A 26,439-nucleotide genomic window follows, 5' to 3' on the forward strand; every position below is an offset into this window, starting at 1 on the left:
GTATTATTAATTAACTCATTATATCATCAAAAACTCTAATAAATTTTCACAATCCTAAATTATGAGTTATTTTTTTACTTAACATTAGTGCAGAATGATAAGCATATAATTGATTCATATCCTTATATTGAATTTGTCTAAATGTCATAATAAATAATGATATAAAATATTCAATAGACTCATTTGGATTTATAAAATCAGAGCTTGAACAGTATCTAATATTTGTAATAATCCCCAATATCTCTTGCAGCTTTTCTCTATTATTTGAGAAATTATAACTTTGTTGAAAAGTACTATCATTTAATAGTTCTTCTTCAATCTGTAATAATTCATCCAAAGGAATATATCTGGGTATGTGTTTAAACTTGACAGAGCATTCTAGAGAAGTAAAATCAACTAAAGAATGTCCGTAATCTGTGTAACCAAAATCTATTAAATAAATATTTTTTTCATTGTCAATGAAAAAATTCTCTGTGTGTAAATCACCATGACATACTTTCTCATTACAGCTTAATTTATAAGACCATATTTTATTAAAATTCTGACATAATTCATTACCAAAGACTTCTTCATTATTAATATTTAATATTTCTGAAATCTTGGCAAATATTTTTTCTTCATCTATATAATTTTCATATAATTCTTTTACTGTTTTATGAATTTTATTTTCATACTCCGATTTCCAATGATAAAATATCCCCAATGAAAATAAATCATTAATAATATCCTTTTTATTTAAAATTAAACCATCACAATTATCATTCATAATTTCACTAAAAGGATAAGAATTTGATCCTTTTTCTGATATGGCAAAATTGTAAAGAATACCTTCGTGAGTTAATGTTTCTGAATAAGAAGCATTATATTCTGAAAAACCTTTAAAACCGTTTATGTATTTATGAAAATTTTGAATTTCATTTTTTAATTTCTCACCCTCATTTAACCCAAACTTAATTATGTATTTTTTTTCACTTTCAAAAGTGTTAGATTTTTTAGGTCTAATCTCCAGAACTTTTGCTCCACTGAATCCCCCTGATAAAAGCCTATAAAAAATCAAAGGTGTTTTAAAAGATTCACATAATTTTTTAATTATTTTTTCCTCTTCAAAATTTATTTTAGTATTTGAAATGAAGGTACTTAAAGTTGTTTCTATTTCATTTATAAAATGTCTTCGAACATTCGTTTTTTCAATTTTAAAAATATCTCCTTTTTCAAAAATCAAAGAATAACTCTCAAAGGTCTCGAAAACATCAGGGCTTATAATATCAGAAATTTTTGATTTTAATTTAATTAAATTACTTTCATCATTCATTTTAGACATTAAAAGAAAAATACAAATATAATTTTTACCTTCATCTGGGGTTCTTTTATGAAACTCATCTATTAATAAAAAATTAGAAGTCCCAAATTCTTTTTCTACCTTCTTCTTTAGAGGATTGTAGAAATAATTTTCTTCATATAAAAAAACCAACTCGTATTCACCTGAAGGATCATTTTCTAATCTTATTAAAAAATATCCTTTATATGTTTCAAAATAATCCCTAAGTACTGTAACTACTTTTTTAAGCAAGCCATTATAAGTAATTATTACTGAATCAATTTGTTTTTTTTCAGCAATAACTTCTTCAGAAACAAGTTTTTTTTCATTTTCAGAGTCAACTAAACTAAAATCTATTTTTACAATATCCGTAGTGATATTATTATCAAAACATATTTGCAAAAAAACATTAACGAATTCGGTATAATTAGTCCTTTGATCATTTGGAATTTGCTTTAATTTAAACTCTATTTCTTGAATTTGAGAATAATTTATCACACCTTTTTCAGTGGCTTTTTCTAGCATAGTATAAAACAACTGTACTTCTTCACTCCTACTCATCACCATAGATGTTTTTCCTTGTTTCAAAAGCTTTTCTACCACCTTCTAAAATGGTAATAATTTCATTTTTAACCTCATTTATTGAACCATCAATTAAACGATTTGACTTCTTATTCTCATAATTTAAAAATAAATTATATTCTGAATCTGAAAGAACCGGTATGTTTGGATTATGTGTTATGAATATAAGTTGTCTTTCATTTTTTTGCGATTTAATAATTTCATGAATTTTTGAACTAATATATTTATTATCCAAATTATCTTCCGGTTGATCAATTATTAGTGGATTATTTGAAACTGCAAAAATTATTGGTAAAACAGTTGTACACCTTTGCCCCATAGAAAGCTCATCAGAATTCCTATAATTATCCATAATCATTACATCTCCTTCAATTCTTAGCTTGAAATCCGGTAAATCTTCACAATAAATGCTTTCAATTTGATAAATATATTCAGAGTCAAAAAGAGAATCTATTATAGCCATAGAACGCATTTCATCAATACCACTTATTTGTTTTAATGTATTAAAATCCTTTTCTTGAACAACCTTTGCGAATTGATCTGGTTTAAATGTTTCTATAATTTTTGAAACTAACTCATTATATCTTAACCCTGATCCTTTGAGAGCTTCTTTAAGTTTGTCTTCAAATTCATTTACAATCCCAGAAAACTTCAATGTTATTTTAACATCACCTTGAAGAATATTATTAATATCTTTAATAGCTGAAAGTCTTAGAGAATATATCTTATTTTTAAGATTATCTAGATTTTCTATTAACTGTTTTCTTTCTTTTATTAATCTACCTTTTTTTAGTTGTATATCAACAACATCTTTCAATAATAATTCTTTTTCTTTTTTCCTAGTTGTTAGAATATTTAGTCTATTAAAATAATCCCTATTTGTTTCAAATTTTTGCTTAAGTTTAATGAAGTCAGCTTGTTGTCCTTCATGAATTAACGATACATCTCTATATTTTTCAATTAATGTAGATTTATTAGCATTGATTATTTTAATTACCTCATTAAGTTTTTCCTCTATTTTAGCATTATTTTTTTTTGTAAAATCAATTACTTCATTAATAAAACCTTTGTTAAGAAATTCTTCATTGTCAGATATTGAATTTTTATAACTTTCTATTAAATCATTTTCTGTTAAGCTTAATCTATTTTCTAAATCATGATATAATGCGAGTGTCTTTTGGAAAAATCTTTTTTCATCTGTTCTCTTTTTCTCATTTAAATCAGCATTTTCGAATTCTTTTATCTCTTTATGATTAATATCTATTGGCTCATTTTTTCTAAAGTCTTCAATCTCATCTTCAATATTTTCGTACTGAAGAATTGAACTATTTAATTGTTTAATTTGATTGTTTTTAGTTTTAATATCCTGCGCATTTTCATCTAAATCAATTTGAGAGGATCGAATTTGTTTTTTTAAATCTTTTATTTCTAAATTAATTTTTTTATCAATCAGCTCTAATCTCTGAATTGGGGTCCTCCCAATTTTCTCAATCATATTTGTTTCATAAAAATCACACTCTATTTCATTGATAATTCTACCTAGTGATACAAATTCAGAATTAGGATACTTAAATGGTTGCGGCTCTTCATTAAACGTTTTAACGATTCTATACATCGAACCATCAGCTGCTTCGATTTCAACATTAATTTCACCATTACTTAAATTACTTTTAAGTATATCGTTTGTTTCACCTCTCTGTGAATCAACATTCAAAGCCGATTTTAAAAAAAATAAAAGAGTAGATTTACCTGTTCCTCTACCTCCCATAATACAATTCATCCTTTCATCAAATTTGATAATCATATCCTCAAAAAAGGGTGAATTTTTTATTTCTAATGATTTAATTTTTTTCATATCTTCAATTTAAAACGCATTAAATTTATCTCCCAAATAATGTTTCAGGTTGTATTTTTTGGTGGTGTCCAAGGCTCTTTCTAGGCAAATGAATTTCTTGTCTGTGTTGGTTTTAAAATACTCTACGGTATCTAAATCAATACTTACATCTAAACAGATTAGCGTTTCCTTTTCTTCATCCATAACCAAGACGATTTCGTTCTTTTTGAACTGCGGCTGCGCTTCGGTTTTGTAATTTAGAGAGAAGTTATTTTTTAACAGAATTTCGGTTAATAGTTCTTCTTTGTTGAAGGCATTTACTAACTGGCTTTCTTTTTCTGTAATGTATTTTTTTAAAGCGTCCAAATTCTCTGCATCAGATAACTCCGGGCTTGGTGCAAACTCAACTCTTGGGAAGTTTGATTTTTGTAATTTGAATACTTTGAAGCCTAATCCTTTAAGAGCCTGTTTTTTTTCTTCAGCTTTTTTATCCTCAGAAAATAAATCGGGCTTTTCTTCAGCTTTTACTTTAATTATTTTCTCAACAATTCGTTTATTACGTTCGATTGTAATGTCACTAATCTTTTTATATCCTTCTTTATAAGCTTCACTCTTTTCATCTGTTTTCTCAGGGACTTGAACTAAAATGTATTTACGACTCCCTCCATCTTTCTCATTAAGAGAATGCACTGCATGTCCTGTTGAACCTGAACCACCGAAAAAGTCCAAAATGATATCATCATCCTTATCGCAAGAAATCGAAATTATCCTCTCCAATAATTGGACAGGTTTGGGAAAATCAAATATTTTTTTTCCATCGAACAAACTTCTTAAATCTCGTGCTGCCTTTTTATTTCCATCTAAATCATCCCATAATGGAGAGGGTCTTTTTGTTCTGCCTTCTAAATAGTACTTAACATAAGGCCACCATATTTCTGAATCTTCTTTTTTTGTTTTTTTCCAAAGAATAAAACCTTCATCAACCAATCTGTTATATGTGTTCTCTTCAAATCTCCATCGACTTTCATATCCTCCGGGACCAATTGGAAACAATTCTTCACCATCAGGGTTTAAAATAGCATAATACATGTTAGGTCTATCCTCTCTCTTGTCATTACTTCCTGTTTTACGCATTTGATCATAAGCATATTTTCCTTTTTCATCTTCATTTTCAAACCTTTTCAAATCATGCTCAGTCAAAGGCAGACCATTTAGGGCTCTATCTGTGTTTTTAGAATATACAAGAAGGTAATCAAAAGAACTACCTAAACCATCGCTATCTTGACCTGTTGTTTGTCCTGTGGTTCTTACAATACAGCCAATAAAATTTTCCTCATTAAAAACTTCATCACATAATTTTCTCAAATGATGAACCTCGTTATCATCAATTGAAATAAATATAATCCCATCATCACTTAGCAATTGTCTAGCAACCAATAAACGTGAATACATCATATTCAACCAATTGGAATGGTAGCGCCCATCTGTTTCTGAATTGGTATCAATAACAATCCCATTTTCTACATATTCTGCTTCTTCCCAATAGGCTTTTTTATCTTGGGTAAAATTATCATTGTACACAAAATCATTACCTGTATTGTATGGTGGGTCTATGTAAATGCACTTGATTTTTTCACGATAACTACCACTTAACAGTTTTAATACTTCAAGATTCTCGCCTTCGATAATCAGGTTTTCACTTGTTTCCGGATTTACACTTCTTGCCTCATCAAAAATCAAAGTTGCATTACTTGGTGTAAAAGCCTTACGTTTTTCAAAGCTTTTGCCAAACCAACGGAATTCGTAACGCTCGGTTTCGTTAACACTATCAGGATTAACTGCTTTTTTTACTTCGTCGATATTTAAACTTCCTTCACTTGTAAACCAATCCGGAAACATTTGCTTTAAGTTTTGCAAACGCTCGTTGTTCCAATCGTTACTTAATGGCATATAATCGTTAATGGTTTCCATTATTTTTTTCTCTTTTTAGAATCTTTCAATATCTTTTTATCGTCGCTATCCAACTTTCGCTGTACTTTCTTAACATCTTCAGCAGGCGGTAAATTCTCAGGTATAATCCCTCTTTGTGTTAGCATGTTTCTAACCGCTGTATTATTAGCAATGTGTTCGCTTTCAATTTTACTTTGCCCTTTTAAATCTTTGCTCTGTACATTAAGCCCTGTCATTTCAGCAGCTAAGTCTTTGGCTTTAATGCTAATAGTTGGTAGAAAATCGGCAACGGGTCTGTTGTCTGGCATACCCATTTTCTTTTTTAATTGAACTGTTGTTAATCTAAACAATGCTTGGTCTCCTTTTGAGCGAATAATTCCAAAACCAATATTATCTACACCACGTTCATATAATATTCCAGAAAGTTGTTTTTCGGTTTGCGAAAGTTTTTCTCTTGCCTTTACTCTTTCGGATTCTAATAATCTTTGTTCTATAACTTCCGCTCGGCGAGTTTGCACAGCAAAATAATTCTGAGCAAAAGCAATTTCTTCTTTACGACTATCTCCATTTTGTGCAATTAGATAACAGGCGTAACGAGTTAAAGCAATATCATCTATAATATGTTGCGCCCCTTTACCTGCTTCTATCACCTTCTTGATGTCAGGAAAGTGATTATTCGCATCTTCCCCTGCATTACTACATGCATCTTTAGCTTTCCTGATTACTTTCTCGAAATTTTCCCATTTACTATATCCCAGTAATTTTTGAATTTCTCTAGCACTCCAACATTCAACTCCTTCCAATTCTGATGCTACCGCCTCAAATTGTTGAAACAACTGTAAAATTTCTTCCTTTTTCATACTAAAAATGCCTTATAAATATTCTACTCAATTCTTTATTTTCTTAATTCCATCGGATTCGATGGAATTAAAGATTTTTTATTATTCTGAACCATTTTCCTGATGTCGGGAATATGGTTTTATATCTCATTAAAAAAATGCTTGTTGTATCACCTTCCTGCTATCAGGAAACTGATACGGTTTTGTTACGTTGCACTTACGGCTTGATTTGCTTGTGTTTTAAAATAACTGTATTCTTTTACCGGTGCTTTGTATTTTACTTCTAATCCTAACTTTTCGAAGTGCTTCATAGCACAACGTATTTTATATATTTCGCTTTCTGTTAATGCTTTTTTATCATTAATATCATTAGTCCCTTTTGTTTCGATTACAAAATAGAACTCATTTTCATCTCCTGTTTTTAAGCTTTTGCGTTTCATAACCAACCCAAAATCAGGCTCGTAGTTTCCGATTGGCGTTTTAATTTTATACCAACTTGGTAATTTGAGAAAACAAACTACTTCGGCATCTCTGTCCGCATCTAATGAAAAATCCCGTTCCACATCACTATCCACCAACATTTTATCAAAAACGCCCTTGTGAGGTGTTTCCACATAGCCTTTATTGGAAATGTTCTTCACAAAATCACTGAAATCAAAAGGGTAACTTTCACCAGTTATTTGATAATCCAAGCCACGAATCATTTCATCTAATTCCACATCCCGAATAATAACCGATGCTTCATGAATGAATCGAGGTGGGTTTTTTACCATTTGATTCAAATTCGTCATACGGCTAATAATCTTAAACAAAGTATTGTAACTCACTCCTGTATTTTCGCTTAATTCTTCAATTAAATCTAAAGGGGTGAACGTTGTTTTCTGTACGATATTCTCTGAACCCTGAAATGTATCGTCTTTACCTTCTTCGGTTATTGCATTGATTAAAAAGCTTGAAGCTTCAATAACAAAATCAGGAATCGTAATTTTATTGATTCTCTCGACTGATTCACTTACCAAATTATCTTCGTTAAAAGACATGGTATATTCTGTTTTTCTAGCCAATGCTGTCCAGTACTTTCTAAAAGCTTTGTCAATTTCACTCGAAGGGTTTCGCTTGAAGGTTACTTCATCTACCGGAACTCCTTTGTGTGTATGTGTCATTCCTGCCCCAGCATTTGACGTACCATAAATGGATTTGATTTCTTCCTGATATTGTGTTACGAAAGTTTCGTAGGTTTCATTAGGAATTACGGTCAGTTGATTAATGCGTTCGTTTTCGTCTACATCTGCTGCATCGTACACCCTTTGTCCGTCCTGATTTACACAAATACGCAAACCACGCCCAATTTCCTGGCGTTTTTTTATTTCGGAATAAGTCGAGTTTAATGTAGCGATGTTGAATACATTGGGATTATCCCAACCCACACCCAAAGCGGAGTGCGAGAAAACAAATTGTACCGGGTTGGATAAGGTTAAGAGTTCTTCTTTTCCCTTTAATATCAAATCGTAAATTTTGCTTTGTTCTTTTACACCGCCTTCGTTGTCGGCATATTCCCCGCTTGCCTTTTGAGCAAAGTAATACCCTTGCACTGCTTGAATTTCTTCATCAGTAGGAATCCTTCCACCGTGATATTCCGGAAATATAGCTTTGTATTTCTGAACAAACAAATTCTTAATTACCGGTGTTTCACCCACATAATTAGCTACTCTGTCAATGAAAATCAATGACAAGCATTTTATATTTTTCTCAACCAATTTTTGAGATTTGGCAAAATGCCTATGGATTAACCACTCTATTTGCAATGCCCAAATGTTTTCTAAACTACCTGATATTTGCTTTTCAAGTATTTCAGTTCCATTGGAAAATGTTACTGTCCACTTTCCTGTTTTAAGGCTTTTATTTATTCGTGAAATCTTATATTTCAGATAACTTGGATTGTTTGTTTTATCTCCCAAATTATCTCCCTCTTTCAACCAAGCTGTATTTTTTAAATCAATCTTACTATTTGTATTATTGAAATGCCAAGCTTTAAGTTTAATCTTTGGATCTCCTTTACCGGTTTGAATTTCTGATAATTCAATCTTTAGCGTTGCTTCGTCGTTTTTCTCCGTTACCGTTAGTACTTCAATTTTTTTAACCAATCCTTCTTTGTAACTGTCGTAAGGGGTTAGCCTGTAAACCAGATTTTTGACAACTTTATGGGTTGCCGAATAACGAAGTTTGAATAACGGATTTAGTTTGGCAATTTGTTTTATCGAGTTATCAGTATCCATACCTTCCTGTGGCTCATCCATGAAAATAATTGGATTCGTTTTTCCAATTGCATCAATAAACGGAATATTATTAAACAGGTCTTCACGCTGCGCCTGATTAAGAATCTTGTCTTCTGAATTGAATGAAGCCAATGTCATAATCATTACCTGCGGATGTTGGTCTTCGATAAACTGTGTTACTTTTTGAAGTTTCTTACTGTCGTATTCGAAAGCATTAGGTTTAAAACCGTATATATCTTCAAGCTGTTTGTCAAATGATTTGAATGTTCCGATAATATTTTGCCGAATGGCTACCGATGGTACGAGAATTATAAATTTTGTAAACCCGTAGTGTTTAAAAAGTTCATAGATGGTTTTAATGTATACAAGAGTCTTTCCTGTTCCTGTTTCCATCTCTACACAAATATCATTTTCTTCTGAAAGCTTTGCCACTTCTTCAGTAATACCATTTTCAAATAAAACACTTTGAAAGTTGCTTTTAACTTCTTCCAAAGTCAAACGTGTTCTATTAGAACGAATCCCTTCAAAACAAGCATTATCAAAAGTATTTCTTTCTGTTCCCTCAAAAACTTTTACAATGGTCTGTATGGCTGTTTCCTGATATTTTAGGCTCTCAAGTTTAAAATTCATCTTTAATTTTTGGAGGATTATTTATAGTGTTAATCGAACTTTCCTTCTACTAATTACTTTTTGAGTAATTATTTACAATAATACAAAAAAGCAATCGAAAGTAAAATGAGGAAAACCGTAAAGTGTTTAGTTGTTATCAACAAAATGAAGTATTTAAGGGAAATTAAAACAGGGTAAGCAGGGTAAGCAATTTTCATAGGAAACATAATGAAATATTTTTAGCGTATCAAAAACGGATTTAATCGCTAAAAACAATGCAAACCGGAACAAGTAGTGTTCTGATTTGCATTGCAATAGTCTTATATTACCTGATTTTTAATTTTGAAAAAAAACGAAAAAAGTTTCAACGTTTTTTGCCTACCCTCCTTACCCTATGAAATGAGTGTAAAATGAAGTATTTAAAAGCTGCTTTTTTGAAGAGTTATTCCTCTGCTATTTCTTTGTTTCGGATGTCCACTTCTTCGTATGAATTTTCGATTAATGCATAGACAAATATCCCGTTCTTTTTTAGTCGTAGGAAATTGTGCTTTTTTAATGCTTTACCCAATTTGTTTATTGTTCCGTCATTGATATTCAGCTTTGCCCTATCAGCCAGTTTTGCAGCGATTTGGGAAGCGTTTAAATAATTGTTAGCGACTTCTTTTTCGCAAGGCACGAACCACGTTAACAGTAATTCTTCTTCTGGACTTCGGAGTTGGTATTGTTCGTTATTGGCTGTAATGGATTTGATTTCTTCCTGATCGAACCAAAAGCGGAATCCTTCTTTGAACAATTTCAAAGCCTGTGCATAGACCAGATTAATATCTACTTCGTGTTGGTATTGGATATTTTCCACTTCAAAACAAAGGAAACGCCTGCTACCTGTACTATCGTTCAGAAACTGAGCGGTGTTCACACTTCCTGCGAACGATGCTCTTCTTGGCATGGTTTCATTGTTGTGACCATAGGCTCTTCTCATTCGGATTTGGGTTTTTGTTATGATTTCTTTTAGGCTTCCGATTTCGGAACGGTTTAAGTTTTCCAATTCGTCCAAATTGATTAACATGCATTCTGAAAGTTGTACCAAAGTATCTTTATTGTTCGGGTTTATGGTTCCGGAAAACAAATGCTCTTTTAACGGTTTTGGAATTAGTTTTTCAACCCAAGTTGTTTTTCCAAGTCCTTGCTTTCCACTGAAGACAATTACCGTGTGATTGATTACTTTTTCATCCAATACACAACCTACCATTGCCACCAACCATTTTTTAAAGCATTGCTGCCATAGTTCCTGTTTTGTTGTACTTATCGTATCGGCTAATTGGGTGATATAGTCTTCTTTTTCATCGTATTCGGGTAAATTGTTGAAGTAATCCTCGAAGGGATTGTACAATGGGCAAAAATCAGAATACAATAGATTTCGTAACGAAGATAGGTTCGTTTTGATTCTCCCTTTTAAACATTCGCGAAGCATTGAATTTTCTATAAAATCGTTCATAACATTCCACTTCTTTTTACCAAAATATTGGAACTCTAACTTGCCGGAAACAATGTTGTGCCGGAAGACGTATTTACAGGATAAAAAGGTTTCTAGTTTGTCGATTTGGGTTGGTCGTGGTTTGTCTTCATCATCGTCTTCAGTTGTGTCTGTTATTGAAAAGTTATCCTTTTTCTTTTCTTTCTTAATTGATTCCAATTTTTCGCTTTTACCAAATTCATGCAGATTTCCGTAAGCACTGTTTACGGTTTGGGCTACTTCTTTTTCGTCGTAACCAAAATCGTTTTGAATGTAATTTAGAGCCAGTTCCAACGGCACTGCTTTTCGGTTTAGGTTGCATGCAAGTTGGTGTACGAATACGTTTCGGCTACCATTCACGAATTGCACTTTTTTTTCAGTGAATTTTACGCAGTGATTGTAGACAGCTTCATAGTTACTCACAGTCGTCGTTTCGGTTTCCTGTTGAGATGCTTCGACAAGTTCAGCATGATAGGGTTGTTCATCAGTACTTTTGAATATAGTCGCTTCAGGATTATGATACAAATTCTCGTCATAAGAATAGAAACATAATCGGGTGATATCCTTTCCGGATTTGTCTATTTCTAAACCTAACAGGTTTTCATAATGAGCCTGAACCAACAAAAAGGTTTCTTTGTGATTGGCTTTTTCGTTGTCGGTTTTGACTAAGATTTTCAGTCCGTTTCCGGAAGGACTGATAAAACTCGCCAAAGTATATTCGCTTTGGTTGGCAGTATGTTTTGCTTTGCTTAATGCTTCCGAAGTCAACTTGTCAATATCAAGAATGATTACATTGGAGTATTCCTTTAGGAATTCCATTTTTCTACCGCCTTCAAATTTGCCGGAAGGCGTGAAAGCCGGAAGGGACTTCTTGGCTTTCTCATAGGCTTCCATTTTGTTTTCGGTAAGCGATTTTCTTAGGTACACGATGCCAGGTTTGTACTTTCCGGTTTTGATTTCCTGAAGGATGTCGTGAATGGTTTTGTGTTCCACTACCTCGTTGAAGTTTTTGAATATAGTTATCATGGTTTTGCATTAGAGTTTATGATTTCCTTTGGTTTACAGTCACAGCTTTCACAGGTTCCGTTACATTGCTTCATACTGCTACTTTTTAAAAGCTTTGTTGTAGTGCTCGACCATTAACTTCTCTACGTCGGATAGTTTGTAGTAGATTTTGTTTCCGACTTGACTGAACGAAATACGTCCTTCGTCTCTCCAGGTTTGTGCGGTACGTTTGGAAATTTTAAGCAATAAAAGAAACTCCTGATTGTCCAGGAAAGTTTCTTTCTTTGGGTCTGCCTTGGTGTTGATTTGGTGCGAAATAGCATCTAAACGTGCTAGGATTTCGTTGTACTGGTCTTTTGTTAAGATAATTGCATCCATTTCTTTAATTTTTAAAAGTTTATGGTGCAAATGTGTGAAGTAGCAAAAAGTCCTAAAGTCCCAAAATAGTCCCGCGGGACTATTTTGTTTTACAGGATTTTGTCGATGTCTATTCGTTTGTGGGGTTTGGGGCGTTTGTCCGTTCTTGACGGCTTGAGTATGGTTTCAACGGTTTGGGGACTAATTTCGTTTCCTTCTTTGTCTACGAAGGAATTAACTATCATATTAGCAATGTCACAACTATTACCTTCCAGAAAAGATTTACCCTCTACAAATAATTCTCGATTGAGTTGATAAAATACATCAACCAACTGATTCACGTTTCCGTTGAATTGAAGTTTTGCATTGGTATTTTTAGTTTCGTTGTTTTCCGATTGTTCTTTCTCGAAATCGGCTTTCATTTTTCTTACGGTATGCAGTTTCTCAATGAGTTGACAACATTGTTCGTCGAATGGTTGCAGTTTTTTGTTGATTGAAATGATGTCGGCTTGCTTGTAGTCGAAGACTTCTTCCGTTATGAAAAGTATCTTATCATTGAACTTCTCCATCTTTTCAACCCGTTCTTTTACTTCAAAAAAGGAAAAATGACGGTCCTCAGAATCGGCATTTATTAAGCGTTTTGGCGTATTCGATTTAGTTTCGTTTACGCTCGTAGATTGCAGCTCTTTACGCCTAAATTCAATTTGATTTAATAGTTTATGATAACGACATAGACTTTTCTTTCCGCTGAATTGATCTTCGTTGTTTGAAATCAGTTCTTCAAAGTGATTCAGCCAAAGCGTAGGTTCTTTGACCAAATTGGTTTGATAGCTGATAAAAGCCGGGTAATCGGTGTGCGGAAGCTCAAATATTTTCCGCATTAAAGTATCGCAATAGTTCTGTAAAGTATTGTTTTGGTCAAGAATGATATCAAAATTTGAAGCAATGGTTATTGTGGAAGTTTCCGAAATCATTTCTGAAAAGGAAGCGGTTTGATAGCTGTGTTCCATAGAATTTTGATGTTCCTGTTATTTGTTGTTTGTGGCTTGTACTTTTAACTCGTCTTGCAAGTAGCTTTCTACTAAATTTCGCTTTTGTCTTTCAGAGCTTAACTTGTAAGTTATCAGCGAAAATAAAAATTAAAAAAAATCCTTCTGCGAAGGATTTCATAATGTTTTACTAATTTTTCAGTAAGATTTTAACTACTTAAAAAATACTTTGCAATTAACGTGCCATTAGGATTTTTAGTATCACAACTTTTTAAGATTTTAGTAGATAAATTCATCAACCGCTTTATCTAATTCTTCGCTGATGATTTTGGCGTATATCTGAGTCGTGCTGATATCCTGATGATCCATAAGTTTAGAAACGTGTTCGATACGCATTCCGTTGTTTAACGCATTGGTCGCAAAAGTGTGGCGGCTTAAATGGAATGTCAACGCAAAAGGCAATTCCATTTTCTTGCCGATGCGGTTTAGTTGAAAATTACAGGCTTTATTTGCTTTCTCAATGAGTTCGTGACGATACTCTTCATTTTTGGAGTATAAGACTTCGTTCTTGGGTATTGGGAAAATGAAATCATTAGGCTGTGCGTTTTCCTTTTTGTATTTCTGAATGATATCCAGTGCTACCTTACCGATTTTGAATTGGTGTACCCTATCGGTTTTGCGAATGAGTTTTTTAATACGGCTTTCTTCTTCGTTGAAATGATGCCATTGCAGTTCGACCACATCGCCAAAACGCAAACCACCGGCATAAATGGAAAACAGAAACATATCTTTTGCTAGTTCAGCAGCAGATTCTTTTTTTACTTCTGAATTGATTAGTTTTTCGATTTGGTCTTTCTTTAAAAACATTCGCTTGGCGGTGTCTTTTTTCAATGTCAATTTACTAAACGGATACATGTATTCCGGAATCAAATCTTCTTTAATAGCTTCCTTAAACATAATTGCCAAAATCATTACAGAATAACGTTGTGTGGTTTGTCCGTTTTTCAACGTATTACTCATGTAACCGATGTAATTTAAAAGCAAGGAAACAGTGATATCATCGAAAAAGACATCCTTACTTCCTACCCATTTTTCAAACTTCTCCAGGTAGACTAAATAGTTTCGATAAGTTCCCACCGACACATTACCTCTGATTTTCTCACAATGCTTGTAGGCATACTCAAAGAAGTTAGGCACTTCTTTTCCCTTAATGGCTTCTTTGAGCTTCTTGCTTGAAACGGTTTTAACTTTACGTTCCATATCGGCTACCTGTGCTTCAGCATCGGCTATCTTTTGTGTAAGGTTAGCGTTCATCCTTGCGCTGTGAGAATGATTCTTTTTTACACGCTGCTTTACTTCATCCCACTCACTCTCTTTCAACTTCACTCCAGTAGTGATAAATTTCGCTTTTCTGTCTTTTATAAGTCGGATGTACAAAGGACTGTGACCGGATTGGTCTTTCTGATTGGTGCGTAATACTAATTTGATGGATGCCATAAAATACAAAAAATTAAAATGTTGTACTATATTTGTAAAGGGATGCAAACGAGTGAAAGTATTGTAAATACTGACTATTCAAACGGGTGCAACGTGATACTAAGGTACAACATTAGGTACAACAAAACAAGTATTTTGATGCTTTTTGTTGCACTACTTTGTTCTTTCGTTTTTTACAAAGTCAATAAACACGGTACTTTTAGTGCATTTTGGAACTTGCGGTTTAAAAGTAGAGATAACAGCGGTTTTGTGAAATGGCGGGGCTTGGTGATTTTTTGGAATGGTTTGGTGATTTTATTTCTTCTTTTCATTCAGCTTTTTACTTTCAGACTTTTCGGTATATTTGTAAACATCAGTAATAAAATTCCGCCACTTCACAAAGCCGGCGGGACGTTGTGTGCAATAAGTAGAAAACATGAAGGTAAAAATTACGATAGAAGGATTCGATGATATTGAAAATGAAAATATTTCAAATATTAATACGTTACACAATAAAACTATTGAGCAAATCAATCACACCACTCTAAAATTTTTCCGTCTATTCTCTGGTTTAGAAACTGATGAAGTTTCAAAAAAGAATCTCTATTTAAGAGGTTATATTACGGCTATTACAAATAATTTTTTGATTTGTAAAAAGCTATTTATTGGAGGATGGCATTTCCAACTTCAAATTATATTAAGAACTCAATTCGAGCAAATCACTAATCTCTTAGTGATGACATTTGATGATGAATTTTTTGAATATTTTACAACTAATAAAGGAAATGATCAATTTCTTCCCTTTACACCAAAGCAAACACATTTAAATAAAGCAATAAAGCGCATAAAAATTAAAAACCCAGAGCATGGAAAGGTCTTTGAGCAATACATAAAAGAGATGCAAACTGCTTACGAGGAATTTTCCGCTTCAGTTCACGGAAATTTTCTTCAGACAATGTTATTATCAACTCATCATGATGAAAAAGAAAATATAAATTTCTCGATTGGAGGATCAAAACAAGCCTACCCAAGAACAGAAAATTATATACGCGGTGTACTTAATTTTTCACAACTAATGCTATCAGCAATTGAGAGAAAATTGTTAGACGATGGATTATTAAATTTCGATAACTTGGGAATCGAAATTGACATAGATTCAAGAATAATGTATTTAGATAATATCTAATCTTACTGCACACAACAGCGGTTTTCTGCAATGGCGGGTTTAGGGATTTATTTGGGATGGTTAGTGTTTGTATTTCTTCTTTAAAATGAAGTTTTTTCTTTACTACTTTTCGGTATATTTGTGAACGTCAGTAATAAAAAACCGCCACTGACAGAAAGCCGGCGGGACGTTAGCTGTAACTTTACCAAAAATGACCGTAAAAACATCAATATCCACAATTTTATTAATCTTATTTGCTTCCTGCAATGAGAAAGCAAATGAAAACTTGTTGATAGAGAAAAATGAAAATCCAATTATTTCAAAACTGGATAAACGGTATTCTATTGTCGGAGATTTTAATGGTGATAAAATTGAAGATACAATTTTTGAATCATATCAAAATAGCGAAACAAAAAAGGAGATTAATAAAATACATGACAGTTTAGATTGGGATAAAGATTTAGAATTAACAGTAAAAAACAAACCAATTTCAATTTTATATTCAAGTGATAAGTTAATTGATACGTTAATTGCTTCACAACATTACCAACAGAAAGGAGTTTATCTGTTTTCAAATTTAGGAGACATAAATGAAGATGGAAAAGATGAATTTGGTTACGCCATCGATTGGGCAGATTTTTCAAGTCTAAATACTTATCGTATAATGACATTGGATAAAAATAAGTTCGTTCAAATTTTCAATTTCCCTATACATGAAACCATGAGTATAATACCTGAAAATCAATTCGATTCTAAAAATTTAATTTTAAAAGTCTCTAAAAAAACAATCAAATATAAGTATGCTGATATGGAAGATGGGGATATAAAAGAAGCGGAACATACATTTAAATAACAAAAGCTACAGCTAACAGCAGTTTGCAGCAAGTGGGGCTTTAGGGCTAAATTTAATGTTGGCTTTGTGTTTGTAAACTTAATCTTAAATTGATACTTTTGGGAAAACAATCCCCCACCTGCAGCAAGCTGGCGGGACGTTAGCAGCCATTCTGACCGAACGAAAACATCACCTAAATGAAACAGAAAACTGTCGAATTAAAAAAAACAAAGGAAATACTAATTTTCAATATTCCTTTTTTTGTGGGTCTAGTCTTAAATGTTCTTGTAGTTCTGATGTTTTCCAAAACTGTAATTAGGTTACAGGATATTTTTTTATTATACATAACTACTGGAATAGTTTTGTATTTCATTTTTGACAAATTTGTCAAAATAAAACTAAGCAAATTTCTTAGACTAGCATATACAACAGTTTCTTTTGGAAGTTTATTGACATGTATATTATTGACCATCAACTTATATATTTATCCTACAAAGGATTTTGAAATTCTAAAAACTCCAATTTTAAAAAAAGGCTTTACAACTAAAGGAAATAATCCAAAAGCAGATATTGAAGTGGATGGCATTATAAAAGGTGTTATATTTCAAAATATTGATAATATTAATGACTATTCAGCTATTGAGTTAAAAGTTCGTAAAGGAAGATTGGGCTGGAAAATCATTGAAAAAACTACACTAATCAAGTAAGAACGGCTGCTAACAGCGGTTTTAAGAAATGGCGGGTTTGGGGATTTATCGGTAATGGCCAGTGTTTGCACTTCTCTCCTATTTTTCAGCTTTTTTCTTTCAAACTTTTAGGTATATTTGTAAACATCAGTAACAAAAATCCGCCACTTCTTAAAGCCGGCGGGACGTTAGCAGTAACCATAAAAAAACTGTATGAAAAGAGCAATATCGAAGTTTATTTTCTTAACTATTTCTATAATTTTTCTCTCATGTCAGTCAAAAATTGAGAAAAATGAACCATCATCTAAAATAACTTTTTTCGAAGAGAATAGCTTAGGTGATTTCAATTCAGATTTAAAATTAATATTAAATGCAAGATTTAATGAATGTGGCGAATGGGGCGGCCATGAGGAAGAAATGGTAATTTATGCCGAGCCTGAAAAAGGATTCTTCCTCAACTATAAAAAATTTAAAGTTAACTGTGAATCAATCAACGATACCAACATAGACCCATCCCAAAATCTGGAATTATCAAAAACTATTAAATTAAACAACAATAACAAAAAATCCATTACTGATTACTTAGAAAGAATACTCAAATCAAAAATTGAAGAAAATTTCCTAGGTCATGCCGGTAACACATTTTCAGCTATAAAGTCGGATTCAACATTGTTTATTCGTGTTTACGATAAGAAAAAAGCAAATATCCAAAGCTACAACCAGCTACAAAGAGAATTAGGCTTCTCTCCTACTGAAATAAAGGAAAAAGAATAAAAAAATGGCTACTGCTAACAGCGGTTTTAAGAAATTGGGGTTTGAGTGTTTAATGGAATGGTCTTTTTGTATATTTGACTTCAGTCCTAATGGAATGGTTTGGGAACAAAAATCCCCAACTTCTTAAAGCCGGCGGGACGTTAACTGCCATTTAAACACAACTTTTCGAGTAAACAGAAATGATAATAAAAGGAGAAATAATAAACCAAACTTATTCTGGAACCTATGAGGAAAGAATTTACGACAATCAAAGTGCTTGGAATTCTCAAAATTGGACAACAATAAAATTCACAAATGATGATTATTACGAATGGTGTGGAATATTTCGTGGCTTTCCAAAAGAAGTCCAAATTTCAGAAAAGCTTAATATCATTTTAGTTTTGACTTCTGATTATTTATATCAACTAAAAATTGAAAACGGTGATCTTTTGGAAATAGAAGAACATCCAGCATATAATATTATGACAGTTGCACCGAGTGGAGAATTCATATTAGGTTACTATTATTATATCGCCAAAATAGAGAAGACAATCAAAGAAAAAACAAAACTTGAAAGTCCAATCGAAATGGATATGATTAAATTTAAAAATTGGAACGGTAATAAACTCAATTTTACATGTGATGAATTCACGAATTGGAGTAGACATTTAGAAATGGAACTTGATTGCGAAAATTGGAAAATAACTTTAATAAACGGCAGTTAACAGCGGTTTTATGAAATGGCGGTTTCAGTGGTTATCGGTAATGGTCAGTGTTTGCATTTCTTTCTCCGAAAGAAGCTTTTTTCTTTCAGTCTTTTCGGTATATTTGTAAACATCAGTAATAAAAATCCGCCACTTCATAAAGCCGGCGGGACGTTAGCAGTAAGCTTAAAAAACGAAAACTAGAACAGCAATAAATTAAAAACAATTATTTTCTATCAAAAAAATATGAAACCAAAAATTATTTGCTTAATCGGATTGTTCTTTTTTGTTGTGAGTTATATTATGTTTTCTCAAGGTTCAAAATTATCTTATTTTCAAAAGCCTATAGATTTTGCACATTGGTTCAACTTAATTGGTGCAGTTTTACTCATTTCATTTAACAAAGTATTTCCAAAAAACAATCTTAATACAGTAGCTTCTTTTTTGACAATTTTAGGTGCTATTGCCCACATAGGTCTTTGTACTATTGACTTTATAATGTGGAGTTTTGGGAATGATGATATCGCTAAAGCGCAATTAAGTGAACATATAAGTAATACTCCATCTATTTTGTTTCCGTTTATTATTATTGGGCCATCATTTCTCTTTATAGGATTAGCAGTACACGCATCAAATTTTATCAAAACCAATCCAATAAGCTCATTAATGGTTATCATTGGAGCTCCAGCAGTAGGCTATTCGTTTTTCATATTGAAAAATGGAATGTGTATGGCACTAAGCTGTTTAGTTTTTGCTCTGGGATTGGTCCTACTTCTTTATAGAGTGGAAAAGCAGAAAATATTAACTGAATAAAAGCCTACTGCTAACAGCGGTTTTATGCTATGGCGGGGCTTGGGATTTTTTGGATTGGTCAGTGATTGCATTTCTTCTTTAAAAAGAAGTTTTTTCTTTCCACTTTCGGTATATTTGTAAACATCAGTAATAAAAAATCCGCCACAGCATAAAGCCGGCGGGACGTTAACGGCAATTTTGTGCCAAAAAAACGCAAAAACACCATAATAAGATAAACAATTATTTATGCTAATTTATATACTAGTTTTTCTTTTCTTTTTTGTCATATGCAGTGGCTTAACCTTTATTTCATATTGGATCCCGAAAAAACTGGGATTAAGAAAAGCGGGAATTATTTTATCTTCTATTGTTGGTTTATTTTTTATTCTCTTTGCTGTTTCAGATATTTTTGCAGATGAATTATTTTCGAAAAACAATGCGAGAAAATTATTATCCGAACAAGAAATTTCACTCAAAGAAGATTTTGAAATTTTAGAGAATGAATCAATGTCAGGAATTGGAGATTATTATCACACTTTCACTTTGAAAATTTCTAACTCAGATAAAAATCGTATGATTTCAGAAATAAAGAAAACCACAAATTTTACAACTTTTACATCTAATGCAATAATAACCGACATTACCAAATCAACCGATTATTACGAAGGTGAAAAAGTTACTCAAAATTATGAAACGGAAAATGAATTTATAAAAGAATTATTTGAACCTCAAGGCGAAAACTACGCTCCTATTTGGAGGAAAATTAGGATAAACAAAAAAGAAAACATTTTGATTTTTGAAGACATCGATGAATAAAAACTGCCGTTAACAGCGGTTTTAAGAAATTGGGGTTTGGGTGTTTATTGGAACGGTCTTTTTGTATATTTGGCTTCAGTCCTTATGGAATGGTTCGGGAATAAAAATCCCCAACTTCTTAAAGCCGGCGGGACGTTAGCAGTAATTTAACCAAACATGAGAAAGAGCATTTTGCTATTAATTACATTATTAATTCTGTTTGCCTTTAAATCCAAACAGGAAAGTGATCTGAAATTTGTTCATATAAAAGGGACTGCAATTAATCTCTACACAAAAAAACCATTAAAAAAAAATGAGATTATATTTGACGATGAAAAAATCAACCCAGCTAGCTATAAAAAAGTTAAAACCAACTCTAAAGGTGAATTCATAATTGATGATGCGATCGACAAAAATAAATTAGAGTTTTGGTTGAGTTCTGGTGAATTCGCTCAAATAAACTTTATCAATCCAAAAATTGTTCCCGGCAAATGGCGAGATACAATCAATTTGGACACAGTCTATTTTGTACCTTATTTCAATGAGTTAAAACAAGAATTTTATAATCTCCCTAAAAGTCGAAAAGAAAAACCTAATCAGAATTGCTATACACTTAAAGAAATTGATTCTATTTTCTCAAAATATGAAGGATTATATAATTTGAAAGTAAACTCAATTGATACAATTGATCTAGAAATGTTGCGGATTGGCTATTATTATAAAAAAAGTTTATTTCATAAAAAGGAAAGCAGAAGGGGAACAATTGTTTCAAGTTATAAAACTTTGACGTTAATAAGAGATTTAAAATAAACTACTGCTAACAGCGGTTTTGAGCAAGTGGGGCTTTAGGGAAAAATTTAAAGTTGGTTTTGTATTTGTAAACTAAATCTTTAATTTATACTTTTGGGAGAACAATCCCCCACCTTCTCAAAGCCGGCGGGACGTTAGCGGCAATCCAAGACAAACAAAATGTTATATAAATATAGAGGAAATTCAGAATATACAGATAAAATTTTCACAGATCAAAACGTGTGGTTATCTAATGCTAAAGGATTGAACGATCCTTTTGAATGTACTATTCAAGAAATAGCAAAAGAATATATTAATGAGCAGGTAAAAATCATGAAAGAAGCACATTTAATGGGCTTCGCTCATAGTGCTAGGTTAAAGCCAGATCCTACAACTAATGCTGTAGCAAGAAAGATAAGGAAAGCAAGTAGTTTGGATGAAAAACATAAAATTATGCAAGATGCATATTTAAAATATTCTGGGGTAAGGATAACAAATCCAATTGATACATTTAGAAATTTCGACAAACAAATTCAAAATGTCGGAATATTTAGCTTAACGGAAGATCCACTAAATGAATTAATGTGGGCTCACTATGGTGAAAATTCATACGGTATTGCTATAGGCTTTTCAAAATCGGAGGGTACTATTTTAGATAATGAAGAAAAGTGTATAAAAGTTGAATATTCAGACGAATTACCAAAATTTGATTCGAATGGTTTTATATTAGAAACGTCATTATACCCAAATGGAACAAATAAACAACAAATTGCATTTCACGATCCAACTTTTAGAAAAGCAATATCTACAAAATCTAAATCTTGGACTTACGAAAAAGAATGGAGATACATAGAGCCTAATCCGGGGACATATCCTTTGCCAAGTCAAATTACTGAAGTCATTTTTGGATTACGAGCACAAGAAGAAACGAAACAGAAATATTATTCATTAGTACAAAATCTGCCTAACGCAGAAGAAATTAAGTTTTTTAAAGTTGAAAAAATAAAAAACTCTAATAAACTAGAATTAGTTGAAATTATGGACAGCCGCTAACAGCGGTTTTAAGAAATTGAGGCTTCGGTGTTTAATGGGACGAGCTTTTTGTATATTTGGCTTCAGTCCTAATGGAATGGTTCGGGAATAAAAATTCCCAACTTCTTAAAGCCGGCGGAACGTTGTGCACAATGCTAAGCCAAACTTGTAAACAAAATTCATTTAAAAAAGTAACCTTTTAAAAAAATAACCTCTAAAAAGAAAACACAAATATGAATTTCAACTTAAAAAAAATTAGTCTATTACTTATTTTTACTTCACTTTTTAGTTGTAATGATAATGATACAAACGAAACTTCAAAAACACAAGCTAGTTGTTTATCTACAAATTTACAAAATGGGGTCATCGCCTTTTATCCTTTCAGTAATGGTTCAATAAATGATTTTTCAGGAAACAATTATCATTTAACAAATACAACTACAGCCTCGTCTGGACCTGATAGAGCTGGAAACCTTAACTGTGCTTATAATTTTATTTCTGCGAATGGAGATTTTTTAAAATATACAAACCCAACTTTCCTAGATAATTTTCAAAACTCCCCTTTTTCAATTTCATTATGGTATAAACCTACTGGGAATAATTGGAGTTTTGAAACTTTAATTGGTAGAACTTACACAACAAATTGTCCAAATTCAGCTTTTGGACAATGGTCTATTAATCTTCACGATTGTAGAAAAGCTGCTTTTGAAGCAAATCAAAATGTTATATGGGATGATTATTTCAACAGTAACGGTTGTGATGAAACCACTGCCGATTTATCAAATGTATGGCAACATATCGTTGTATCGTATGATGGTACTTCTAATGTTAAACTGTACAGAAACAATGTTCTAACTACTCAAACATCTTCTACGAACAGTAATTGTTCCTCTTCAATTCTGGGAGATCTATTCTTAGGTAAAAACTATACAGGATTATTAGATGATGTAATAATTTACAATCGTATTTTAACACAAACTGAAATGACTGAACTATATAATTTACAAGCTTGTTGCCAATAAAGCACTGTGCACAACAGCGGTTTTGAGCAAGTGGGGTTTCGGTGTATAATGGGACGATCTTTTTGTATATTTGACTTTGTGACAAAACAAACTATAGGAACAAAAATCCCCACCAGCTCAAAGCCGGCGGGACGTTAACGGCAAGCTGGAAAAAACGATATGAAAAGAAACCAAATCTTTCTAATATTTCTCTTTTTGACGGAAATAAGTTTTGCGCAAAAATTAGATTTTGACAAAATAAAATTTAATGATTTGGGGTTCTATTCTTCTAAAAACCAAATAATAGAAAAACTTGGAATCCCAAAAAAAGAATACATTGTCAACTATGAATGTGGTGATTTTTCTACTGAAGAACAAGGCGAAATATATTATAGTTTAGATTACGGAAGTATAAGGTTTACTGGTAATGAAAATGTAAAATATGTTATTGAAATAATAGATTTTAAAAATGACAAATCTTTAATTCTATATTATCAAAAACACAAACTAACTAGTGAAACAACATTAAATGAATTGCTAAACATATTTGGTAAAGAGATTATTCAACAATTAGAAGACAAATCAAATGGTACATTTATTATTCAACATCCTGAATATGATAATGGGATAAGAATTGAAATAAAAAAAGGAAAGCTAATAAGATTGGAATATTGGTCTCCTTGCTAAACAGCCAGCCGTTAACAGCGGTTTTATGAAATGGCGGGGTTTGGTGATTTTTTGGAATGGCTTGGTGCTTTTATTTCTTCTTTTCATTCAGCCTTTTTCTTTCTAACTTTCGGTATATTTGTAAACATCAGTAATAAAATTCCGCCACTTCATAAAGCCGGCGGGACGTTAGCCGTCAGTTTGGCCAAACGAAATGAACACTAACCTCTTAAGTATTTTACTTTAGTAAAACTATATGAAAAACAACTTATTCAAAAAAATATACTTGCTAGCATTCTTCGCTATTATTATTGGAACAATGATGAAAATTAGCAATATAAATGGTTCTCAAATTTTATTCATTATTGGCATCCTTTCCACTTTGGGTTATATAATAATTGGAATATACGAAGTCAATGTATCGAAAAAGATAAATCAATCTGAAAAAATCATGTGGACAATTGGTTTTATAGTCATCCACTATCTTGCTGGATTATTATATCTACTAGGTGGTAGAAAAAGAATCGCTTAAATTCGTTTAAAATGTTAATAAAAACTTATTCCAATAGTTTTTAAGAATTATTGAGAAATAGAAAAAACCGAACGGCTAACAGCGGTTTTGTGAAATTGGGGTTTTAGGCAAAATTTAAAGGCAATTTTATATATTTGACTTCAATTCTAATGGAATGGTTTGGGAACAAAAATCCCCAACTCCACAAAGCCGGCGGGACGTTATGCACCACTTTAAAATAACATCAAATTTGACACGACTTCTATTCATATTGACAATATTTCTTGTTATGACAGCTTGTTCTAATCGTTCAGACAACAAATCCGAAATAGACAACTCTGTAGATACAACAAAATCTTTCAAAGTTTATAATTACTGGGTGAAACCAAAAAAATCATTTGACTTCAATTCATTAGGAAAGTCATCGGGCGACACTCTTCACTTGGTGACTTGTTCGGACTATGTTTATTTCCCTTTTGGTAAGTTGACAGACAAATCTTCACTGACAACAAGCTTGCTTAAAGATTTTACAATTACAAATTTTCAACGAGACACTTTTACAAATACAAACATAACTCCCCCATTTTTTCAATGGAGCGAATCATTGGACTTAAAACTTGCGAACAATAAACTCAATATATTTTTGGACAATGACCTCGAAGCATCGATTCACGGATACATTCGAGGTGGACAAATAGTAGATAGCAAAGTAGTTTTTTCGGATAATATAAAAGTTGGAATGAGCGTGGAGGACTTTTACAAAACATTCTTTGACTACTTTCCGACAGAATTAAACAAGAAATATAACGTTGTGGAGTTTGAGTCGTGCGTGACAGATGTAACACACATCTACACATTTGAAAACGGGCAATTAAGTTCAGTAAAATTTGTTTCTCAATGACAGACAGAAAAGCGGTGCATAACAGCGGTTTTAAGAAATTGGGGTTTGAGTGTTTAATGGAACGATCTTTTTGTACATTTGACTTCAGTCCTAATGGAATGGTTTGGGAACAAAAATCCCCAACTTCTTAAAGCCGGCGGGACGTTAGCTGCTATATTTTAAAAACTTCATGGCAAAATTTCAACATAAAAATGACCATCATACAACTCCGAGATGTTATTTGAAAAACTTTTCAGATGATGGAAAATTTATATTTAGAAAGCTAAAAGAAAAAAATAAATTCGGAAAAGAAAATCTTGATTTACAAAAACCAATTTCTCTAAAAAGCGCTACTGTAAATGATAATTTTTATACAATAAAAAAAAGTATTGAACCAATGATGGTTGAAACTATTTTTTATGATTTTGAAGTTGAAAATTATTACGATAATTTATATAAAAAATTAATCAGTAACGATTCAGAAATAATAATCACTATGGAGGAAAGAACCCGTTTATTGATGTTTTTCCTTTCCTTACATTGTAGAACTCCAAAACAATTTGATATATTTTTCAAAAATATTCCAAAAGAACTCGCACACGAAATGGATATTATTAAAGAAGAATACAAAGCAGGACATATCGGAAAAACTTTACTTGAGTTTATAAAGAAACACGATTACAAAATATTCAAGGTTGCGAAATTATCAGATAACTCAGAGTTTTTAACAAGTGATAATCCTTTCCTAATTGTCAATTCAGAAGGACATTTAAAAAATATGGAATTCAGGGAACAATTTAACGAACAAAACAAATTCATAATTCCAATAGATACCAAACATTGCCTCATAATGACTAATGCTACAGACAGAAATGGAATTTCAATTGAAGGCAAAGTCTTTTATAATAAAATTGAAAGAATGAGCGTTGATTGCAATTTTGCTCAGACCATTAATTTTCTAACTGTTGAAAATGCTGAAAAATTAATTTTTGGTTCGGAAAAATATATTAAGGCATTTTTTAGTTTTATAAAATTTGAGTAATAAATACAGCAGCTAACAGCGGTTTTGAGCAAGTGGGGTTTTA

The 26,439-nt window shown here is 32.0% G+C and carries 23 protein-coding genes; 14 read left to right on the plus strand and 9 right to left on the minus strand.

Annotated elements, in window-relative coordinates; translation table 11 throughout:
• Nucleotides 1-46: 46 nt before the first annotated feature.
• The 9 genes from LZF87_RS12470 to LZF87_RS12510 form a co-directional block, all read right to left on the minus strand.
• Nucleotides 47-1,906 (minus strand): phosphotransferase, encoded by a 1,860-nt coding sequence (locus tag LZF87_RS12470; protein ID WP_244339430.1) that lies wholly within the window; start codon nucleotides 1,904-1,906, stop codon nucleotides 47-49.
• Nucleotides 1,872-3,755, minus strand: a complete 1,884-nt coding sequence (locus tag LZF87_RS12475; protein ID WP_244339432.1) for an AAA family ATPase — start codon at nucleotides 3,753-3,755, stop codon at nucleotides 1,872-1,874. Before LZF87_RS12475 ends, LZF87_RS12470 begins: the two co-directional genes overlap by 35 nt.
• A gap of 9 nt (nucleotides 3,756-3,764) precedes the next feature.
• Nucleotides 3,765-5,705, minus strand: a complete 1,941-nt coding sequence (locus LZF87_RS12480; protein WP_244339434.1) for a site-specific DNA-methyltransferase — start codon at nucleotides 5,703-5,705, stop codon at nucleotides 3,765-3,767.
• Nucleotides 5,705-6,544, minus strand: a complete 840-nt coding sequence (dinD, locus tag LZF87_RS12485; protein ID WP_244339436.1) for a DNA damage-inducible protein D — start codon at nucleotides 6,542-6,544, stop codon at nucleotides 5,705-5,707. Before dinD ends, LZF87_RS12480 begins: the two co-directional genes overlap by 1 nt.
• A gap of 185 nt (nucleotides 6,545-6,729) precedes the next feature.
• Nucleotides 6,730-9,429 carry a DEAD/DEAH box helicase family protein gene (locus LZF87_RS12490; RefSeq protein WP_244339438.1) on the minus strand — a complete coding sequence of 900 codons (2,700 nt, stop codon included), beginning with the start codon at nucleotides 9,427-9,429 and terminating at the stop codon, nucleotides 6,730-6,732.
• 421 nt (nucleotides 9,430-9,850) lie between these two features.
• A complete protein-coding gene (locus tag LZF87_RS12495) occupies nucleotides 9,851-11,947 on the minus strand; it encodes a VapE domain-containing protein (protein ID WP_244339440.1) in 2,097 nt (698 codons plus the stop codon).
• Between the two features lie 78 nt (nucleotides 11,948-12,025).
• Nucleotides 12,026-12,304 (minus strand): helix-turn-helix domain-containing protein, encoded by a 279-nt coding sequence (locus tag LZF87_RS12500; protein WP_244339443.1) that lies wholly within the window; start codon nucleotides 12,302-12,304, stop codon nucleotides 12,026-12,028.
• Nucleotides 12,305-12,393: 89 nt separating this feature from the next.
• Nucleotides 12,394-13,293 (minus strand): hypothetical protein, encoded by a 900-nt coding sequence (locus tag LZF87_RS12505; RefSeq protein WP_244339445.1) that lies wholly within the window; start codon nucleotides 13,291-13,293, stop codon nucleotides 12,394-12,396.
• Nucleotides 13,294-13,551: 258 nt separating this feature from the next.
• Nucleotides 13,552-14,769: a site-specific integrase gene (locus LZF87_RS12510; RefSeq protein ID WP_244339447.1), complete on the minus strand. Its 1,218-nt coding sequence runs from the start codon at nucleotides 14,767-14,769 to the stop codon at nucleotides 13,552-13,554.
• 415 nt (nucleotides 14,770-15,184) lie between these two features.
• On the opposite strand from LZF87_RS12510, the gene LZF87_RS12515 reads away from it, so the two are divergent.
• The 14 genes from LZF87_RS12515 (at nucleotide 15,185) to LZF87_RS12580 (ending at nucleotide 26,396) form a co-directional block, all read left to right on the plus strand.
• On the plus strand, nucleotides 15,185-15,934 hold the full coding sequence (locus LZF87_RS12515; protein WP_244339449.1) for a hypothetical protein: 750 nt from the start codon (nucleotides 15,185-15,187) through the stop codon (nucleotides 15,932-15,934).
• A 190-nt stretch (nucleotides 15,935-16,124) separates the two neighbouring features.
• On the plus strand, nucleotides 16,125-16,766 hold the full coding sequence (locus LZF87_RS12520) for a hypothetical protein (RefSeq protein WP_244339451.1): 642 nt from the start codon (nucleotides 16,125-16,127) through the stop codon (nucleotides 16,764-16,766).
• Between the two features lie 176 nt (nucleotides 16,767-16,942).
• On the plus strand, nucleotides 16,943-17,452 hold the full coding sequence (locus tag LZF87_RS12525; RefSeq protein ID WP_244339453.1) for a hypothetical protein: 510 nt from the start codon (nucleotides 16,943-16,945) through the stop codon (nucleotides 17,450-17,452).
• A gap of 192 nt (nucleotides 17,453-17,644) precedes the next feature.
• Entirely contained in the window at nucleotides 17,645-18,205 is a 561-nt protein-coding gene (locus tag LZF87_RS12530; RefSeq protein WP_244339455.1) for a hypothetical protein, read from the plus strand.
• A 179-nt stretch (nucleotides 18,206-18,384) separates the two neighbouring features.
• Nucleotides 18,385-18,909, plus strand: coding sequence for a hypothetical protein (locus LZF87_RS12535; RefSeq protein ID WP_244339457.1), 525 nt, complete (start codon nucleotides 18,385-18,387; stop codon nucleotides 18,907-18,909).
• Nucleotides 18,910-19,134: 225 nt separating this feature from the next.
• A complete protein-coding gene (locus tag LZF87_RS12540) occupies nucleotides 19,135-19,701 on the plus strand; it encodes a hypothetical protein (protein WP_244339459.1) in 567 nt (188 codons plus the stop codon).
• 225 nt (nucleotides 19,702-19,926) lie between these two features.
• Nucleotides 19,927-20,496 (plus strand): hypothetical protein, encoded by a 570-nt coding sequence (locus tag LZF87_RS12545; RefSeq protein WP_244339461.1) that lies wholly within the window; start codon nucleotides 19,927-19,929, stop codon nucleotides 20,494-20,496.
• A 156-nt stretch (nucleotides 20,497-20,652) separates the two neighbouring features.
• Nucleotides 20,653-21,285 carry a hypothetical protein gene (locus LZF87_RS12550; protein ID WP_244339463.1) on the plus strand — a complete coding sequence of 211 codons (633 nt, stop codon included), beginning with the start codon at nucleotides 20,653-20,655 and terminating at the stop codon, nucleotides 21,283-21,285.
• A 159-nt stretch (nucleotides 21,286-21,444) separates the two neighbouring features.
• Nucleotides 21,445-22,317, plus strand: coding sequence for a DUF2971 domain-containing protein (locus LZF87_RS12555; RefSeq protein ID WP_244339464.1), 873 nt, complete (start codon nucleotides 21,445-21,447; stop codon nucleotides 22,315-22,317).
• A 212-nt stretch (nucleotides 22,318-22,529) separates the two neighbouring features.
• Complete coding sequence (locus tag LZF87_RS12560; RefSeq protein WP_244339465.1) at nucleotides 22,530-23,318, plus strand: LamG domain-containing protein; 789 nt, start codon at nucleotides 22,530-22,532, stop codon at nucleotides 23,316-23,318.
• Between the two features lie 159 nt (nucleotides 23,319-23,477).
• Nucleotides 23,478-23,984, plus strand: coding sequence for a hypothetical protein (locus tag LZF87_RS12565; protein ID WP_244339467.1), 507 nt, complete (start codon nucleotides 23,478-23,480; stop codon nucleotides 23,982-23,984).
• Between the two features lie 235 nt (nucleotides 23,985-24,219).
• Nucleotides 24,220-24,495: a hypothetical protein gene (locus tag LZF87_RS12570; protein ID WP_244339469.1), complete on the plus strand. Its 276-nt coding sequence runs from the start codon at nucleotides 24,220-24,222 to the stop codon at nucleotides 24,493-24,495.
• A 268-nt stretch (nucleotides 24,496-24,763) separates the two neighbouring features.
• Nucleotides 24,764-25,375: a hypothetical protein gene (locus tag LZF87_RS12575; RefSeq protein ID WP_244339471.1), complete on the plus strand. Its 612-nt coding sequence runs from the start codon at nucleotides 24,764-24,766 to the stop codon at nucleotides 25,373-25,375.
• Nucleotides 25,376-25,544: 169 nt separating this feature from the next.
• Nucleotides 25,545-26,396 carry a DUF4238 domain-containing protein gene (locus LZF87_RS12580; RefSeq protein WP_244339472.1) on the plus strand — a complete coding sequence of 284 codons (852 nt, stop codon included), beginning with the start codon at nucleotides 25,545-25,547 and terminating at the stop codon, nucleotides 26,394-26,396.
• The last annotated feature ends 43 nt before the right edge of the window (nucleotides 26,397-26,439 follow it).

The sequence above is a fragment of the Flavobacterium enshiense genome (genome assembly GCF_022836875.1).
Classification (GTDB): domain Bacteria; phylum Bacteroidota; class Bacteroidia; order Flavobacteriales; family Flavobacteriaceae; genus Flavobacterium; species Flavobacterium enshiense_A.

Excerpts from the sequence above, each read along its gene's own strand:
- LZF87_RS12570 (WP_244339469.1), top strand. The coding sequence starts at position 24,220 with ATGAAAAACAACTTATTCAAAAAAATATACTTGCTAGCATTCTTCGCT.
- LZF87_RS12495 (WP_244339440.1), bottom strand. The coding sequence starts at position 11,947 with ATGATAACTATATTCAAAAACTTCAACGAGGTAGTGGAACACAAAACC.
- LZF87_RS12500 (WP_244339443.1), bottom strand. The coding sequence starts at position 12,304 with ATGGATGCAATTATCTTAACAAAAGACCAGTACAACGAAATCCTAGCA.
- LZF87_RS12475 (WP_244339432.1), bottom strand. The coding sequence starts at position 3,755 with ATGAAAAAAATTAAATCATTAGAAATAAAAAATTCACCCTTTTTTGAG.
- LZF87_RS12545 (WP_244339461.1), top strand. The coding sequence starts at position 19,927 with ATGCTAATTTATATACTAGTTTTTCTTTTCTTTTTTGTCATATGCAGT.
- LZF87_RS12525 (WP_244339453.1), top strand. The coding sequence starts at position 16,943 with ATGAAACAGAAAACTGTCGAATTAAAAAAAACAAAGGAAATACTAATT.
- LZF87_RS12520 (WP_244339451.1), top strand. The coding sequence starts at position 16,125 with ATGACCGTAAAAACATCAATATCCACAATTTTATTAATCTTATTTGCT.
- LZF87_RS12510 (WP_244339447.1), bottom strand. The coding sequence starts at position 14,769 with ATGGCATCCATCAAATTAGTATTACGCACCAATCAGAAAGACCAATCC.
- LZF87_RS12555 (WP_244339464.1), top strand. The coding sequence starts at position 21,445 with ATGTTATATAAATATAGAGGAAATTCAGAATATACAGATAAAATTTTC.
- LZF87_RS12515 (WP_244339449.1), top strand. The coding sequence starts at position 15,185 with ATGAAGGTAAAAATTACGATAGAAGGATTCGATGATATTGAAAATGAA.
- LZF87_RS12505 (WP_244339445.1), bottom strand. The coding sequence starts at position 13,293 with ATGGAACACAGCTATCAAACCGCTTCCTTTTCAGAAATGATTTCGGAA.
- LZF87_RS12535 (WP_244339457.1), top strand. The coding sequence starts at position 18,385 with ATGATAATAAAAGGAGAAATAATAAACCAAACTTATTCTGGAACCTAT.
- LZF87_RS12565 (WP_244339467.1), top strand. The coding sequence starts at position 23,478 with ATGAAAAGAAACCAAATCTTTCTAATATTTCTCTTTTTGACGGAAATA.
- LZF87_RS12480 (WP_244339434.1), bottom strand. The coding sequence starts at position 5,705 with ATGGAAACCATTAACGATTATATGCCATTAAGTAACGATTGGAACAAC.
- LZF87_RS12530 (WP_244339455.1), top strand. The coding sequence starts at position 17,645 with ATGAAAAGAGCAATATCGAAGTTTATTTTCTTAACTATTTCTATAATT.
- LZF87_RS12540 (WP_244339459.1), top strand. The coding sequence starts at position 19,135 with ATGAAACCAAAAATTATTTGCTTAATCGGATTGTTCTTTTTTGTTGTG.
- LZF87_RS12580 (WP_244339472.1), top strand. The coding sequence starts at position 25,545 with ATGGCAAAATTTCAACATAAAAATGACCATCATACAACTCCGAGATGT.
- LZF87_RS12490 (WP_244339438.1), bottom strand. The coding sequence starts at position 9,429 with ATGAATTTTAAACTTGAGAGCCTAAAATATCAGGAAACAGCCATACAG.
- dinD (WP_244339436.1), bottom strand. The coding sequence starts at position 6,544 with ATGAAAAAGGAAGAAATTTTACAGTTGTTTCAACAATTTGAGGCGGTA.
- LZF87_RS12560 (WP_244339465.1), top strand. The coding sequence starts at position 22,530 with ATGAATTTCAACTTAAAAAAAATTAGTCTATTACTTATTTTTACTTCA.
- LZF87_RS12575 (WP_244339471.1), top strand. The coding sequence starts at position 24,764 with ATGACAGCTTGTTCTAATCGTTCAGACAACAAATCCGAAATAGACAAC.
- LZF87_RS12550 (WP_244339463.1), top strand. The coding sequence starts at position 20,653 with ATGAGAAAGAGCATTTTGCTATTAATTACATTATTAATTCTGTTTGCC.